This is a genomic window from Streptomyces sp. NPDC034085 (genome assembly GCF_055575555.1).
The window spans coordinates 276,138-291,560 of the sequence record NZ_JBVISL010000002.1 but is presented as its reverse complement, the minus strand read 5'-3'; the positions used below and the strand labels follow the sequence as shown (position 1 = coordinate 291,560).

11 protein-coding genes are annotated in these 15,423 nt (G+C 75.8%); 4 read left to right on the top strand and 7 right to left on the bottom strand.

The annotated features are described in order from the left end of the window. The first annotated feature begins 198 nt into the window (after positions 1-198). Positions 199-774 (top strand): hypothetical protein, encoded by a 576-nt coding sequence (locus ACZ501_RS06560; protein ID WP_468793023.1) that lies wholly within the window; start codon positions 199-201, stop codon positions 772-774. A gap of 217 nt (positions 775-991) precedes the next feature. On the opposite strand, the gene ACZ501_RS06555 is transcribed toward ACZ501_RS06560, so the two are convergent. Next, on the bottom strand, positions 992-2,593 hold the full coding sequence (locus ACZ501_RS06555) for a cell division protein PerM (protein ID WP_468793020.1): 1,602 nt from the start codon (positions 2,591-2,593) through the stop codon (positions 992-994). 119 nt (positions 2,594-2,712) lie between these two features. Here ACZ501_RS06555 and ACZ501_RS06550 point away from each other — a divergent pair, with 119 nt between their 5' ends. Continuing rightward, complete coding sequence (locus ACZ501_RS06550; RefSeq protein ID WP_468793017.1) at positions 2,713-4,164, top strand: helix-turn-helix domain-containing protein; 1,452 nt, start codon at positions 2,713-2,715, stop codon at positions 4,162-4,164. 63 nt (positions 4,165-4,227) lie between these two features. On the opposite strand, the gene sucD is transcribed toward ACZ501_RS06550, so the two are convergent. From sucD to ACZ501_RS06525, 5 genes are all read right to left on the bottom strand, one after another. Next, positions 4,228-5,118: a succinate--CoA ligase subunit alpha gene (sucD, locus tag ACZ501_RS06545; protein ID WP_054227728.1), complete on the bottom strand. Its 891-nt coding sequence runs from the start codon at positions 5,116-5,118 to the stop codon at positions 4,228-4,230. 21 nt (positions 5,119-5,139) lie between these two features. After that, complete coding sequence (gene sucC, locus ACZ501_RS06540) at positions 5,140-6,318, bottom strand: ADP-forming succinate--CoA ligase subunit beta (RefSeq protein WP_361610099.1); 1,179 nt, start codon at positions 6,316-6,318, stop codon at positions 5,140-5,142. A gap of 276 nt (positions 6,319-6,594) precedes the next feature. Beyond that, the gene (locus ACZ501_RS06535; protein WP_468793014.1) at positions 6,595-7,761 is read right to left on the bottom strand and encodes a VWA domain-containing protein; all 1,167 of its coding nucleotides are present in this window, start codon (positions 7,759-7,761) and stop codon (positions 6,595-6,597) included. 108 nt (positions 7,762-7,869) lie between these two features. Continuing rightward, positions 7,870-10,167 (bottom strand): DUF5682 family protein, encoded by a 2,298-nt coding sequence (locus tag ACZ501_RS06530; RefSeq protein WP_468793011.1) that lies wholly within the window; start codon positions 10,165-10,167, stop codon positions 7,870-7,872. Beyond that, positions 10,164-11,270 carry an ATP-binding protein gene (locus tag ACZ501_RS06525; RefSeq protein ID WP_361610096.1) on the bottom strand — a complete coding sequence of 369 codons (1,107 nt, stop codon included), beginning with the start codon at positions 11,268-11,270 and terminating at the stop codon, positions 10,164-10,166. Before ACZ501_RS06525 ends, ACZ501_RS06530 begins: the two co-directional genes overlap by 4 nt. A gap of 134 nt (positions 11,271-11,404) precedes the next feature. Between ACZ501_RS06525 and ACZ501_RS06520 the strand changes: the two genes are divergently transcribed. After that, the gene (locus ACZ501_RS06520) at positions 11,405-12,751 is read left to right on the top strand and encodes an SWIM zinc finger family protein (protein WP_468793008.1); all 1,347 of its coding nucleotides are present in this window, start codon (positions 11,405-11,407) and stop codon (positions 12,749-12,751) included. Positions 12,752-13,099: 348 nt separating this feature from the next. Beyond that, positions 13,100-14,668, top strand: coding sequence for a DUF5691 domain-containing protein (locus ACZ501_RS06515; RefSeq protein WP_468793005.1), 1,569 nt, complete (start codon positions 13,100-13,102; stop codon positions 14,666-14,668). Positions 14,669-14,860: 192 nt separating this feature from the next. Here the strand turns inward: ACZ501_RS06515 and ACZ501_RS06510 are convergent, their stop codons facing one another. Further along, on the bottom strand, positions 14,861-15,265 hold the full coding sequence (locus ACZ501_RS06510; protein WP_361602608.1) for a cobalamin B12-binding domain-containing protein: 405 nt from the start codon (positions 15,263-15,265) through the stop codon (positions 14,861-14,863). Positions 15,266-15,423: the final 158 nt, after the last annotated feature.

Here is a 15,423-nt window from a genome sequence, read left to right as displayed (position 1 = left end):
TACGAAACTTCGGGGTACCGATATACGGGGAACCATACGAAGCCACCGACCGCCTGCAACGATACCGGCACACGGGACCGCCCCCGAGGGACGGGGGGACGGGCGGGCGGTAGCGTCTGGCGTACACGCCGCACACGACGTGGTACGCCCCCGCACGCGGGGCGCACCGCCGACGACTCAGGGGAAGAAACGCACTCGATGCCGGACCGCCGTCAGCCCGACCCCTCGAACGACGACAACCCCTTCGCGGCGCCGCCGGAGGGCCGGCCCGACCAGCCGTGGCAGCCCAGGCAGCCGCAGCGGCCGCAGGACGGCGGCGGCGGTCCGGCCGGCGACGGCCCCGGCGGCCCCGAGGGACCGGCCCGGTGGGACCCGATGGACCCGGTCCAGCGGCGCGCGCGGTACGCGCTGCTGTCGGGCATGTGGGGCTTCTTCTTCGGGATCTTCGGGATCCCCTCGGTGGGGCTGCTGCTGGGGGCCCTGGCCCTGTACTGGGGCATCAGCGCCCTGCGCGGCCGCCCGGCGACCGACGCCGACCCCGGCGGCCTGGCCGCCCTCGGCCCGGCGGCCCGCCCGCAGCGCGCGGCGGCCGTCAGCGGCCTGGTCACGGCGTCGCTGGCGCTGCTGCTGGCGGGAAGCTCGTACGCCCTGCAACTGGCGTACAAGGACTTCTACATCTGCCGCGACGACGCCCTGACCCGCACGGCGGAACTCGAGTGCAACACCCTCCTCCCGGACAACGTGGTGGGCCAGATCCTCAAGGTCCAACGCTGACCCACTCCGCCCGATCACCGGACGCACCGCCGGGGCCCCCGGGCCGGCGCGGAACGGGGCAGAGCCCCGCGGGGAACGGGGCAGAGCCCCACGGGGAACGGGGCGGAGCCCCGGGGGGGGGCCGGGGCGGAGCCCCGGGGAACGGGCGAAGGGCGGGGAGGGGATCCGGCCCCGCGCAGCGGCACACCCCCCGCGTCCGGCGGACGGGGTCGGCGCGTCAGGAAGGGGTCGGCCGCCGCCGGGCCAGCACCCGCACCCCCACCACCGCGGCCGGCAGCAACGGCTCCGCAGCCGGCGCCACTTCCGCCGCGGGAGCAACCAACGGCTCCGCAGCCACCACCGCCTCCACCACGGGAGCAACCAACGGCTCCGCAGCCACCACCGCCTCCACCGCGGGAGCAACCAACGGCTCCGCAGCCACCACCGCCTCCACCGCGGGAGCAACCATCGGCTCGGCCGCCCTCCGCAACGCCTCCCACCGCAGCTCCCGCACCTCCGGGTCGTGCCACGCGTCCGCCGCCCCGGCCTCCTCCCCGCCGCCGCCGGGGGCCCGCACCGGCCGGGTGCGCCACGCGTGCACCCCCACCGCCAGCGGCACCGACAGCACCAGCGTCCACCCCGCCGCCGCGCCCCCCACCGCCCACCACACCGGCCCGAAGCCCGCCAGCACCCGCGACCCCAGCGGCCCCGCCGAAGCCGCGGCCAGGCCGGCCGTCGCCAGCCCGCACACCACCGCCCCCAGCGCCGCCGTCAGCGCGGTCTCCCCGTACGACACCTCCCGCGCCCGCCGCACCGCGAACCACCCCACCACCAGCCCCGCCAGGACCGGCACCCCCAGCGCCGCCCAGGTCACCGGCGTGCCCGGCCCCGGCGCCGGCAGCGCCGCCAGCAGCGGGAACCTCGGCAGGTCCGCCGCCCCCTGGAGGCCGAGCGGGGTCGCCACCGCCCCGGCGCCGAGCGCGAACCCGGGCCCGAGCGCGTACGCCGCGCCCCACACCACCGCGTTCGGGATCAGCGCCAGCGCCAGCAGCAGCACCGCGAACCGCCCCGACCACACCCCGGTCAGCGTCAGGAAGGCGTTCTGCGCCTCCGCCGCGTGCCACGCCAGCGAGGTTCCGACGAGCAGGGTCCCGCCGCCCAGCAGGACGAGCACCCCGGCCGCGCCGGAGCGCAGTGCCAGTGCGTAGCGGGGGCGGCCGACGGCCTTGCGCACGCCGGCCGGAACCCAGCCCGGCAGGGTCCCCCGCGGCTTCCCCTTGGCCGCCCAGACCCCGCCCGCCGCGGCGACCACGGCCACCAGCGGGACGTGCCAGGCCGCGCTGAGCGGGTCGGCCGGCATCGGCCCGCCGGCGGCGTACACGGTGGCGAGCGCACCGACCGCCAGGTAGCCGCAGGTCACGGCGGAGAACACGGCACTGGCGGGCAGCACCTCGTCCCCTTCCGCCCCGGCGGCGTCCCCCGAGGCACTGCCGAGGCGGGCCGCCCGCCGCATGAGCAGCACGGGCAGTACCACCAGCAGCAGCGGGACCAGGCCGACGGGTGCCGGCAGCCCCGAAAGGGTGTCGTAGCGGACGAGTTCCGTCCCGTGGGCCATCAGCCACAGGCCGGCGGCGAGGTGCAGCGCGCCGCCGGGGCCGCTGTCCGGGTAGGGGGAGCTGATCCACAGCACGATCACGAGCACGGCCAGGAAGCCGAGCCCCAGCCCGGCGGCGACGGCGCCGCCCAGGACGCAGGCGGCGGCCGCCGGCGAACGGCGCCGCACGGCGCCGGCCCGCGGGGCCGCCGGCGACGGGGTCCCGCGTTCGGTCACTTCGGTCACCCCGCCATGGTGCCCTCGACACGCGCTATGTCCGGGTAACAACCGATTGACCGTTGTGTCGCTCAATATACGTTTATGTACTTTATCGCCCAGAGCAGCCGTGTCGCGGGGAGAGTGGCATGACACAAGACGCCGAAACGTCCTCCGGCTCGGAGCTGGGCCTGCCGTCCCCCAAGGAGCGCCGATGGCTGCGCGAGTCGGGCGGGCTGACGTACGAGGAGGCCGCGGCGCGGGTGGGCGTCACCGCGGCCACCGTCCGCTCCTGGGAGTGCGGCCGCACCGAGCCCCGCGGGCGCACGCGCGAGGCGTACGCCGCACTCCTGGAGCGGCTCGCGGCGGACGGGTCCGCCCCCGTCCGGCCGGTGGCGGCGGGCCCGCCCACCCGCCGGCCCCGGACCGCCGCCGCGCGCGGGGCGAAACCGCCGGCCGCCCCGCCCCGCCCGGCACACCCGCCCCGGACGGCCCCGCCACCCCCCGCCCCGGGTGAACCGGCCCTCCGGGGCGACCCCGTCCCGGCACCCCCCGCCGCCCCGCCCGCCGCCCCGGCCACGGCCCCGGCGCACGACCCCGCCGAGCCGGCCCCCGCCCCGACCCCCGCGGCCGCGCCGCCCGGCGACCGGGCCTGCGCGGACGTACCCGCCGCGGAGGAACCGTTTCCTCAGACCGCCCCGGCCCCCGCCGGAGCACCCCACCCGGACCCCGCCCCAGGTGAGCCCGCCCGCCCCGCCGCCCCGCCCGGACCGCGGCCGCTGCCCCCGCAGAACCCCGCCGAGGCCTTCGACGCCCTGTACGACCACGCCGCGGCCGCCCTCGTCCGCCAGGCCTACCTGCTCACCGGCCGCCGCACCCTCGCCCTGCACTCCGTCGAGCAGGCGTTCCGTCAGGCCTGGGGCCGCTGGCCCGAGGTGGCCACCGACCCCGACCCCGTCGGCTGGGTGCGCTCGGCCGCGTACGAGTACGCCCTCTCCCCCTGGCACCGCTTCCGCCGGGCCCACCGGCACCCCGACAAGCCCCCGGCCGACCCGGCCGACCGGGTCCTGCTGGACGCCCTCCTCGCGCTGGCACCCGTACGCCGCCGGACGGTGCTGCTCTACGACGGCGTCGGCCTCGACCTGCCCGACACCGCCGCCGAGACGGAGGCCAGCACGCCCGCCGCGGGGCACCGCCTGCTGCGCGCGCACGCGGAACTCTCCCGCCGGCTCCCCGAACTGGCCGGCGTACCGCCCCGGCAGCGGTCCGCCCTGCTGCGCGAGCGGCTCGGCACGGTACGGCCCGCCGTACCGCTGGAGCCGCGCCCGGCGGCCGCCGTCCGCACCCTGTGCGAGCACCGGGCCCGGCGGCTGGCGCGGGCCGCGCTCGTCCTGACGGCCGTGATCGCCGCCTCGACGGGGTACACCACCGTCACCGCGCCGGACCACTACGAGCCGCCGGTCGCACCCGGGGCGAGCGTCTCCGGGGTCCCGCCGCTGAGCGGCCCCCAGCGGCTCACCGAGGAGAGCCGGGACCTCCAGGACAAACTCCGCGCCGACCCGGGCGCCGGGCCCCACCGGCTCTCCCCGAGCAGCGAATGAGAACGGGCGTGGCCCGCACCCCGGAGGGTGCGGGCCACGCCCGTGCATCCGTACAGCTGCTGCCTACTGGGCGGCGTTGAGGATCTCGCGCGCCAGCTTGGCCGTCTCGGTCGGGGTCTTGCCGACCTTGACGCCCGCGGCCTCGAGGGCCTCCTTCTTGGCCTGTGCGGTGCCAGAAGAACCGGAGACGATGGCGCCGGCGTGGCCCATGGTCTTGCCCTCGGGGGCGGTGAAGCCCGCGACGTAGCCGACCACCGGCTTGGTGACGTTCTTCGCGATGAAGTCCGCCGCACGCTCCTCGGCGTCGCCGCCGATCTCGCCGATCATGACGATGAGCTCGGTCTCCGGGTCGGCCTCGAAGGCCTCCAGGGCGTCGATGTGCGTGGTGCCGATGACCGGGTCGCCACCGATGCCGACGGCGGAGGTGAAGCCGATGTCGCGCAGCTCGTACATCATCTGGTAGGTCAGCGTGCCCGACTTGGACACGAGACCGATCTTGCCGGGCTTGGTGATGTCGCCCGGGATGATGCCGGCGTTGGACTGGCCGGGGGTGATCAGACCCGGGCAGTTCGGGCCGATGATCCGGGTCTTGTTGCCCTTGGCGGTCGCGTACGCCCAGAAGGCGGCGGAGTCGTGCACCGCGATGCCCTCGGTGATGACGACGGCCAGCGGGATCTCGGCGTCGATGGCCTCGACGACGGCGGCCTTGGCGAAGGCCGGCGGGACGAAGAGGACGGAGACGTTGGCGCCCGTCTTCTCCATCGCCTCGGCGACGGAGCCGAAGACCGGGACCTCGGTGCCGTCGAAGTCGACGCTCGTGCCGGCCTTGCGCGGGTTCACGCCGCCGACGATGTTGGTGCCGTCAGCCAGCATCAGCTTGGTGTGCTTCATGCCCGTGGCACCGGTCATGCCCTGGACGATGACCTTGCTGTCCTTGTTGAGGAAGATAGCCATGTGAGTCTTTGACCTCTGCCCTTACTTCGCAGCCGCGAGCTCGGCGGCCTTGTCGGCCGCGCCGTCCATGGTGTCCACGCGCTGCACCAGCGGGTGGTTGGCGTCCGAGAGGATCTTGCGACCCAGCTCGGCGTTGTTGCCGTCGAGGCGGACGACCAGCGGCTTGGTGACCGCCTCGCCCTTGTCCTCGAGCAGCTGCAGCGCCTGGACGATGCCGTTGGCAACCTCGTCACACGCGGTGATGCCACCGAAGACGTTGACGAACACGGACTTGACGTCCGGGTCGCCGAGGATGATCTCGAGGCCGTTGGCCATGACGGCGGCGGAGGCGCCACCGCCGATGTCGAGGAAGTTGGCGGGCTTGACGCCGCCGTGGTTCTCGCCGGCGTAGGCGACGACGTCGAGGGTGCTCATGACGAGACCCGCGCCGTTGCCGATGATGCCGACCTCACCGTCGAGCTTGACGTAGTTGAGGTTCTTCGCCTTGGCGGCGGCCTCGAGCGGGTTCGCGGCCGCGTGGTCCACGAACTCCTCGTGGCCCGGCTGGCGGAACTCGGCGTTCTCGTCGAGCGAGACCTTGCCGTCGAGGGCGATGACGTCGCCGTTGGCGACCTTCGCGAGCGGGTTGACCTCGACGAGGAGCGCGTCCTCCGCGATGAAGGTCTGCCACAGGGTCACGAGGACCTCGGCGACCTTCTCGGCGACCTCGGCCGGGAACTTCGCGAGGGCGACGATCTCGCGGGCCTTCTCGATGGTCACGCCCTCGTTGGCGTTCACCGGGACCTTGGCGAGCTTCTCGGGGGTCTCCTCGGCGACCTGCTCGATGTCCATGCCGCCCGCGACCGAGGCCATGGCCAGGAAGGTGCGGTTGGTGCGGTCGAGGAGGTACGAGACGTAGTACTCCTCGAGGATCTCCGGAGCGGTCTCGGCGATCATCACCTTGTGGACCGTGTGGCCCTTGATGTCCATGCCGAGGATGTCCGTCGCGCGGGCGACGGCCTCGTCGGGGGTGGCGGCGAGCTTCACGCCACCGGCCTTGCCGCGGCCGCCGACCTTCACCTGAGCCTTGACGACCGACTTGCCGCCCAGCTTCTCGGTGGCCTCGCGCGCCGCCTCAGGCGTGTCGATGACTTCACCGGCCAGCACCGGTACACCGTGCTTGGCGAAGAGGTCCCTCGCCTGGTACTCGAACAGGTCCACGCGCGTCCGTCCCTTGTCTTCAAAGATTCGCAGTGATTCGCGGTTTGTCTGCTATCTGCGTGGGCGTGCCGCGGAGGGCAACGTGACGGCGCTGTCACTAGGAAGGCGCACACGGTGACCGTGGACGCGGCATGTCCGTCTCGCAGGTTATCCCCGTGGGACGTGGGTCCCTAAATCGCAGATCACACCTGAGCGGTGATACCTGTCACAGATCGCCTCACGGTTGAACTGCATCTTCGTGTGATCTGCCGATATGCAGCGGCCGCGGTGCGCGGCTCACGGGACGGGCAGCGGCCGCTTCTCCAGGGCGGCCGCCATCACCTCCGGGAACAGGTCGGGGGTGCAGGCGAAGGCGGGCGCACCCAGGGCGGCCAGGGCCGCCGCGTGCTCGCGGTCGTAGGCGGGCGCACCCTCGTCGGACAGCGCCAGCAGGGTCACGAACTCCACGCCCGCCCCCTTCATGGCCGCGACGCGCTTGAGCATCTCGTCGCGTATGCCGCCCTCGTACAGATCGCTGATCAGGACGACGACCGTGTCGGCCGGCCGGGTGATCTTCGACTGGCAGTAGGCGAGGGCGCGGTTGATGTCGGTGCCGCCGCCCAGCTGCGTGCCGAACAGGACGTCGACCGGATCGTCGAGCTGCTCGGTCAGGTCGACCACCGCCGTGTCGAAGACGACCAGCCGGGTGGCGATCGAGCGCATGGAGGCGAGGACCGCCCCGAAGACGGAGGCGTAGACGACCGAGGCGGCCATCGATCCCGACTGGTCGATGCAGAGGACGACCTCCTTCTTCACCGCCCGGGACGCCCGGCCGTAGCCGACGAGCCGCTCGGGGACGACGGTCCGGTGCTCCGGGAGGTAGTTCTTCAGGTTGGCCCGGATGGTCCGGTCCCAGTCGATGTCCCGGTGGCGGGGGCGGCTGATGCGCGCCGAACGGTCCAGCGCCCCCGTCAGTGTCGCCCGGGTGCGCGTCGCGAGGCGCTTCTCCAGCTGCTCGACCACCTTGCGGACGACGGCCCGCGCCGTCTCCCTGGTGGTGTCGGGCATGGCCTTGTTCAGCGACAGCAGGGTGCCGACCAGATGGACGTCCGGCTCGACGGCCTCCAGCATCTCCGGCTCCAGCAGGAGCGCGGACAGCCCGAGCCGCTCGATGGCGTCCCGCTGCATGACCTGGACCACCGGGCTCGGGAAGTACGTACGGATGTCCCCGAGCCAGCGCGCCACGTGCGGCGCGGAACCCCCGAGGCCGGCGGACCGCTCCCCCCGGTCCCGGCCGCCCCCGCCTCCGCCTCCGCCGTAGAGCGCCCCCAGGGCCCCGTCCATCGCCGCGTCCCGCCCGCTGAGAGCGAGGCCCGTCCCCTCGCCCTCGCCGCCGCCGAGCACCAGCCGCCACCGCCGCAACCGCTCGCCTCCGGCGGTCCCCGGGTCACCCGTCCTCGTCATCTGCCGTCCCCTCTCGTTCCGTTCCTGTGGTCCGCTGCCTGCGGACGGTCGCCACTGCGCGGAGCTTCCGCCCGTTCCCGGGCCGCACCCCGCCCCGCCGGGGCGAGGTCAGGCCGCCGTGAGGAGGAGGCGGGCCACGTCGGCGGCCGCGGCCGCGCGGGCCTCGTCCAGCTCCGGGGCGAAGCCCGCGGGGGCGACTCCGGATGCGGTGGCCGCCGCACGGGCACCCGGGCCGCGCCGGACCAGCTCGCCCAGGGTCCGCCGCACGCCCGGCTCGTACGCCCCGAACGTCCGCCGCAGCAGCGGCAGTACGTCGATGAAGGCACCGTCCGGCACCGACACCAGCCACGCGTCGATCAGCCCGAGCAGCCGCTCGTCGTGGACCAGCAGCGCCCCCCCGCCGGCACCCCCGCCGGCGAACCCCTCGATCCAGCCCGCCGCGTCGGCCGGGGCGGCCGCCGGGGACAGGGCGAGCCCCATCAGCCGCGCCGTCTCCCCGCCCGCCAGCCGTCCGTCGTCCAGCAGGAGCCGCACGGCCCGCCCGCGTATCCCCCCGGGCACGCTCTCCCGCCCGGCCAGGGTCCGCAGCACGGCCGACCAGCGCTCCCGCAGCCCCGGGTCCGCGTCGGCCAGCAGGCCCACCGCCCCGTGCACCGCGTCGATGTGGCCGCGCAGCGCGGCCGCACCGTCGGCGTCGAGCCCGGCCGCGCAGGCCGGCGGCAGGGCCACGCAGATCCGCTCGGCCAGCCCGGCGGCGACCGTGCCGAGCGCCGCCGCGTCCGTACCCCGTACGTCCCCGTACCGCAGCGAACGGGTCAGGGCGGGCAGCGCCTTGGCGAGCCGGGCCACGTCCGTGTCCAGCGCGGCCCGGTCGGCGAGCGCCCGCAGCACGGCCGGCAGCGCCTGCGACAGCCCGGCCAGCAGGCAGCGCTCGGCCAGTGCCGTGACCTCCCCCAGCTCCCCGGCGGCCGCCGCGTCGGCCTCCGCCTTGGCGGTGGCCGCCCCCAGGACGGTGGTGCCCCAGATCCCGGCCTCGGCGACACGCACCGACAGCTCCGGCTCCCAGCACAGCCGCCAGGTCTCCCGGAAGGTGCCCGTGCCGCTCCGGGAGGCGGTGGGTGTGCCCCAGTCGACCCCGAGCAGCCGCAGCCGGTGCAGCAGCAGGGACTTGGCCGCGTCGGAGTCCTTGCGCAGGTCCAGCTCCAGATCCCGCCGCTGCGCCTCGGCCTTGAGCCGCAGGGAGCGCTGCCGGCGGGTGAGGTCCCGTTGGAGCGGCACGGCGGGCGCCGCGTCCGGGACCTCGCCGAGCACGTCCCCGACCACGAGCCGGTCCTCGATCAGCGCGAGCGGCACGTCCGAGCCGTCGCACATCACCGCCCGGGCCGCTTCCAGCGTCTCCGCGAGCCCCGGGAGCGGGCGGCCCCGTACCGCGGCCAGGGTCTCGGCCAGGCGGACCGCCTCGATCACGTGCGCCGAGGAGACCTGCCGGTCCTCCTCCCGCAGCAGCCCCGCGACCTTGGTCAGCCACCGCTCGACCGGCCGGTCGCGGGCCGCGAAGAGGTGGGCGTACCAGCCGGGCGAGGTGACGCCCGCGCCGTACCCGCCGGCCCGGGCCAGCCTGCGGTGGGTCCACGGCACCCAGGTGGTCTCCACCTTGACCTTGGGCAGCCCGGCCAGCAGCGCCCTGTCCGCGGCCACGGTGGACCCGGCCCGCAGCGCCGGGACGTGCCAGGCGCCGCACACCACGGCGTAGTCCTCCCCGAACTCCCGGCGGGCCGCGCGCATCCGCTGCCGCATATGGGCCTCGCGGACCAGGTCGTGGGGCCGCCCGGCGTCCCCGTAGGCCTCGCGCAGGGCGCCCATGGCCTCCCCCACGGCCTCGAAGGCGGCCAGCGGATCCCGGACCTCCCCCGTGCCCCGGTGTTCGACCACGTCCTCCCACCAGTGCTCGGGGTCCTCGTACCCGGCGGTCCGCGCCAGCACCCCGAGCGGGTCCACCGGCAGGGCGGAGGGCCGGAGCGCGCCCGGCCGCCCCTCCTCCTGCTCGTCGTCGTCCTCGTCGTCGTCCTCGGGCGCGGCCAGCGTGTGGGCGGCCGGCAGGTCGATGAAGCGCACCGGCACGTCCCGCGCCTGGGCCCAGCGCAGGGCGGCCCATTCCGGGGAGAAGCCGGCCAGGGGCCAGAAGGCGGCCCTGCCCGGGTCGTCCGCCGCGTGCGCGAGCAGGGCGACCGGCGGGCGCATGCCGGGCTCGGCGGCCAGGGCGAGCAGCGCGTCGCCCTCGGGCGGTCCCTCGATGAGCACGGCCCGCGGCTGCGCCCGGTCCAGCGCGGCCCGCACCGCCCGCGCCGAGCCCGGCCCGTGGTGGCGGACGCCCAGCAGCAGCGGTCCCGCGGCCCCAGGGCTCATGCCGTCACCTCCCGGCAGGCGCGGTAGAAGTCCTTCCAGCCGTCCCGCTCGCGGACGACCGCCTCGAGGTACTCCTGCCAGACGACGCGGTCGGCGGCCGGGTCGCGGACGACGGCCCCGAGGATCCCGGCGGCCACGTCGGAGGGGCGCAGGACGCCGTCCCCGAAGTGCGCGGCGAGGGCCAGTCCGCCGGTGACCACGGAGATGGCCTCGGCGGTGGACAGGGTGCCGCTGGGCGACTTCACCTTGGTGCGGCCGTCGTCGGTGACGCCGTCGCGCAGCTCCCGGAAGACGGTGACGACCCTGCGGATCTCCTCCAGTCCCTCGGGTACGGCGGGCAGGTCCAGGGCGCGGCCCATCTGGTCGACGCGGCGGGCGACGATGTCGACCTCGGCTTCGGCGGTGGCGGGCAGCGGCAGGACCACGGTGTTGAAGCGGCGGCGCAGTGCGCTGGAGAGCTCGTTGACCCCGCGGTCGCGGTCGTTGGCGGTGGCGATCAGGTTGAAGCCGCGCACGGCCTGGACCTCTTCGCCCAGCTCCGGTATCGGGAGCGTCTTCTCCGACAGGACGGTGATGAGGGTGTCCTGCACGTCGGCCGGGATGCGGGTGAGCTCCTCGACGCGGGCGGTCATGCCCTCGGCCATGGCCCGCATGACGGGGCTGGGGACGAGGGCTTCGCGGCTGGGGCCGTGGGCGAGGAGGCGGGCGTAGTTCCAGCCGTAGCGGATGGCCTCCTCCGGCGTGCCGGCCGTGCCCTGCACCAGGAGGGTGGAGTCCCCGCTGACGGCGGCGGCGAGGTGTTCGGACACCCAGGTCTTGGCGGTGCCGGGGACGCCGAGCAGGAGCAGGGCGCGGTCGGTGGCGAGCGTGGTGACGGCGACCTCGACGATCCGGCGCGGCCCGACGTACTTCGGCGTGATGACGGTGCCGTCGGCGAGCGTGCCGCCCTGGAGGTAGGTGGCCACGGCCCACGGGGAGAGCTTCCAGCGGGCCGGGCGGGGCCGGTCGTCGGCGGCCGCGAGGGCTTTCAGTTCGTGTGCGAAGGCGTCTTCGGCGTGCGGTCGCAGCGCCTCGCCGCCGGTGCCGTTCTCGGGCGTGCTCATGGTCCCCCTCCGATCCTCGGCAGCCGCTCCCGACTGCTGGTCCCACCGTGCACCATGCCACTGACAACGCCCCCTGTTCGCAGCGTTGTTGCAGGTCACAGGGATTGTCAGTGGGGGTCTCTACGGTGGTTGACATGACTGAGCAGGGGGTCCGCTGGACGGCGGAACAGGTACTGGCTCTGGCTCCTGACGAGGCGTCACGCAAGGCGGGGGGCAGGCTGGGAGGGGCGGGTCCGTGGTCACAGACCGGAGGTTCCGCTTCCGGTGCGGTGTGGGGATCGTGCAAGGGCAGTGGCAGTACGCCGTACCGGACGGTCGTCGACCTGACCGGACCGGCGTTCAAGTGCTCCTGCCCGAGCCGGAAGTTCCCGTGCAAGCACGCGCTGGGGCTGCTGCTGCTCTGGGCGGCGGAGGGGCTCGGCGAACCGGGCGAGGCTCCGGACTGGGCGGCGGAATGGCTGGCCGGGCGCGCGGCGAAGGCGGCGCGGCCCGCGGGCCCGGCGGCCGGGCCGGTGGACGTGGAGGCGGCCCGCAAGCGGGCCGAGCGGCGGGCCGGACGCGTCAGCGCGGGCGTCACCGAGCTGGAGCAGCGGCTCGTGGACCTGCTGCGCGGCGGGATCGCCGGGCAGCAGCAGGCCGGCTACGCGCCCTGGGAGGAGGCCGCGGCCCGCATGGTCGACGCCCAGGCACCCGGACTCGCCGCCCGGGTACGGGAGTTGGGGACAATACCCGGTTGCGGCCCCGGCTGGCCCGCCCGGATGCTTGAGGAGTTCGCGCTGCTGCACCTGCTGGACAGGGCCTGGCTGGGGGTGTCCGGGCTGCCGGAGCCGCTGGCCGCGACCGTCCGGAGCCGGGTGGGGCTGCCGTCTCCGGCGGAGGGTGAGACCGTCCGGGACCGCTGGCTCGTACTGGCCCAGTACGACTCGGTGTCCCCGGACGGCCGCCTCACCACCCGCCGGATATGGCTGCGCGGGCTGGAGGGCGGACGCCCGGCGCTGGTACTGGACTTCGGCCCGCCGGGGCGGCCGCCGGCGCTGGCGCTGCCCGTCGGACTGGTGCTGGAGGCGGAAGCCCGCTTCCGGCCCGGATCGGCGGGGCTGCGGGCGGAGTTGGGGGACCGTACCGCGGCCGCGGTGCCGGCCGCCCGCACTCCGCCCGGGGTGAGCACCGCCGAGGCCCTGGAGTCCTACGGGGCCGCGCTGCGGGAGGACCCGTGGCTGGAGTCCTGGCCGGTGGTGCTCGGCCCCGTGATCCCGATACCGGGTGAAGGGGGCGAGGCGGCCTGGCAGCTCGCGGACGCGCAGGGGACGTCCGCACTGCCGGTGGCGCTCGGCCAGGGCCGTTCGCGGTCCGGCCTGTGGCAGCTGGCCGCCCTCTCGGGCGGCGGCCCGGTCACGGTCTTCGGCGAGTGCGGCCACCGCGGCTTCACCCCGCTGACGGCCTGGCAGCCCGGCTCGCCCGAGCCGGTGGCCCTGGTCTGAGCACGGGCGGAACCACAAGAAAACGCAGGGGGCCTGGGGGCCCGTATGCCTTCGGAGGGGGGCGGCACGGGGAGGGGCGCACGGCGCGGGGGCGCCGGAGCGCGAAGAAGGACGAGAAGCCGGGGGGCTTGTATGAACGACAACCACGCCAGTTGAACGCGGTCGAGCCGCACACCGGCGGCCCGGTCCCGCGGAGGGGGCGGGACCGGGCCGCCGGCGGCCGGCCGACGACGAGGGGCCCCGGCCGCCGGCTTCCGGCAGGCCGCAGCCGGCGGATGGCGGCCGGGCCGTTGGGCGGGAGTCGGCGGTCGGTGGAGGACGGGGTACCGGTGATGAGGGAGGGGTTCGATGGACAAGGGTGACGAGGGGTACCGGGACTGGGAGGAGCTGGTCACCGCCGCGCTGCTGGGCACCGAGCGGCGGGGCGGTTCACCCGAGGCGCTGCTCGACGCGGCCGCCGTGCAGACGCTGCGCCGCCGCGCCGGGCTGCGGCCCGCGGAGGCGGCCCGGCGGCCGCAGCCGGCGGCGCGCGATCCGCGGCCGGCGCCTCCGGAGGCCGCCCGGCGGCGGCTCGCGCAGCTGCTGGCGGGCCGGACCGCGGCGGCCGGCGGCAGTGGGCGGCGCGGGGCCGCCCCGGATCTGACGGAGCTGCTCCCGCAGTGGCTGGCCGCGGCCGCGCGGCACGGGTACCGGGCGCCGTCGGCGCTGGTACCGGCGCTGCTGGACGCGGCCCGCGCCAGGACCGACCTGCGCCCGCAGGCCCTGGCGTTGGCGGGGGCGCGGGGGCTGTGGCTGGCCCGGCTGAATCCGGAGTGGCGGTTCGCCCTGCGCGGCGCGGCCGGCGGTGCCGGGGAGCTGCCCGACCCCGCGGACGGGGAGGCGGTGGCCCGGCTCTGGCAGGAGGGGCTGTTCGCGGAGCGGGTCGCCCTGCTCGGCGCCGTACGGGCCCACGAGCCGGCGGCGGCGCCCCGGCTGCTGGCCACGACCTGGGCCACGGAGCGGGCCGAGGACCGGCTGATGTTCCTCGACTCGCTGCGGGCGGGTCTGTCCGAGGAGGACGAGCCCTTCCTGGAGGCGGCGCTGGGTGACCGCAGCCGCAACGTCCGGGCGACGGCCGCCGAACTGCTGTCCGCGCTGCCCGGCTCGGCCCTTGCCGGGCGGATGGCGGAGCGGGCGCTGGCCTGCGTGGGCCCGGGGGCAGTGGTGCCCCCGGCGGAGTGCGACGCGGGGATGCTGCGCGACGGGGTGGTCAAGCGGCCGCCGGCCGGGCGCGGGGAGCGGGCGTGGTGGCTCGGCCAGCTGGTGGAGGCGGCGCCGCTGTCCTGCTGGCGGGAGCGGTTCGGGGGGCTCGGTCCGGCGGAGATCGTGGCGCTGCCGGTGGCCGAGGGCTGGGCGGAGGAGATCCACGCGGCCTGGTGCCGGGCGGCGGTGCGCCAGCGCGACCCGCAGTGGGCGAAGGCCCTCCTCGGGCCGGCTTCCGCCCCGCCCGCGGCCGGTCCCGGCACGGCTTCGCTGGCCGAGCGGGCGAAGCTGCTGGAGACGCTGCCGGAGGAGGAACGGGCCGAGTGGGTGGCCCGGTTCGTACGCGCCCACGGGCTCTCGGAGGCGTTCCAGCTGCTCGGCGTGTGCCTGGTGCCCTGGGCGGGGGCGCTGGGCCGGGCGGTGGTGGACGCGCTGGACGCCGCGCGCGAGGCGGGCAGCTACCCGTGGAGCTTCAGCGGGGTGATGGGCCTCGCGGAGCGGTGCCTGGACCCGGCGGAGGCGGACCGGCTGGAGGCGATGACGGCCGTCGCGCAGGACCCGCCGGAGGCGTCGCCGGGAGCCGCCGCCTACTGGGCGGAGGCCTTCCAGCGCCTGGTGGCCACCCTGCGCCTGCGCGCGGCCATGCTCGCCGAACTGGCCCCGGCCGCCGCCTGATCCCCGGCGCGGGCGGGCACCGGAAGCGGCGCCGACGGCGAACAGCGCCCCGGCGCACACGCTCGGCCCGAGCGTGCCCGGGCCCAGGCCCGGTGCGCCCGGCCCGGATGCGTCCGGGCCGGATGCGTCCGGGCCGGATGCGTCCGGGCCGGATGCGTCCGGGCCGGGGGGCCGCCGGCCCGGGAGGAGGCGTCAGGCCTGGCGGACGTTGGCGTTGACCCAGTCCACGATGGAGGTGGTGGTGGCGCCGGGCGTGAAGATCGCGGCAACGCCCTTGGCCTTGAGGGGGGCGATGTCGTCCTCCGGGATGATCCCGCCGCCGAACACCTTGATGTCCTCCGCGTCGCGCTCCTTGAGGAGTTCGAGAACGCGGACGAAGAGCGTGTTGTGCGCCCCGGAGAGGATGGAGAGGCCGATGGCGTCCGCGTCCTCCTGGATGGCGGTGTCCACGATCTGCTCGGGGGTCTGGTGGAGGCCGGTGTAGATGACCTCCATACCGGCGTCCCGCAGCGCACGCGCGATCACCTTGGCGCCGCGGTCGTGGCCGTCGAGACCCGGCTTGGCCACCACCACACGGATCGGACCGGTCACACCCATCGCACTGCCTCCCGAGTGAACGAACGTTAAGTACAGCATTGCGCACCGCACCGTTTCACGGTCAACGGGGAGGGGGAAATCACACGTGGGACGCCGTTGATTCATCACCGCCCCGTCGCCCCGCCACCGCGCCGACAGCCGCGCGGCACGGTGGCGGG

Excerpts from the sequence above, each read along its gene's own strand:
- ACZ501_RS06560 (WP_468793023.1), top strand. The coding sequence starts at position 199 with ATGCCGGACCGCCGTCAGCCCGACCCCTCGAACGACGACAACCCCTTC.
- ACZ501_RS06550 (WP_468793017.1), top strand. The coding sequence starts at position 2,713 with ATGACACAAGACGCCGAAACGTCCTCCGGCTCGGAGCTGGGCCTGCCG.
- sucD (WP_054227728.1), bottom strand. The coding sequence starts at position 5,118 with ATGGCTATCTTCCTCAACAAGGACAGCAAGGTCATCGTCCAGGGCATG.
- ACZ501_RS06535 (WP_468793014.1), bottom strand. The coding sequence starts at position 7,761 with ATGACGAGGACGGGTGACCCGGGGACCGCCGGAGGCGAGCGGTTGCGG.
- ACZ501_RS06530 (WP_468793011.1), bottom strand. The coding sequence starts at position 10,167 with ATGAGCCCTGGGGCCGCGGGACCGCTGCTGCTGGGCGTCCGCCACCAC.
- ACZ501_RS06525 (WP_361610096.1), bottom strand. The coding sequence starts at position 11,270 with ATGAGCACGCCCGAGAACGGCACCGGCGGCGAGGCGCTGCGACCGCAC.
- ACZ501_RS06520 (WP_468793008.1), top strand. The coding sequence starts at position 11,405 with ATGACTGAGCAGGGGGTCCGCTGGACGGCGGAACAGGTACTGGCTCTG.
- ACZ501_RS06515 (WP_468793005.1), top strand. The coding sequence starts at position 13,100 with ATGGACAAGGGTGACGAGGGGTACCGGGACTGGGAGGAGCTGGTCACC.
- ACZ501_RS06510 (WP_361602608.1), bottom strand. The coding sequence starts at position 15,265 with ATGGGTGTGACCGGTCCGATCCGTGTGGTGGTGGCCAAGCCGGGTCTC.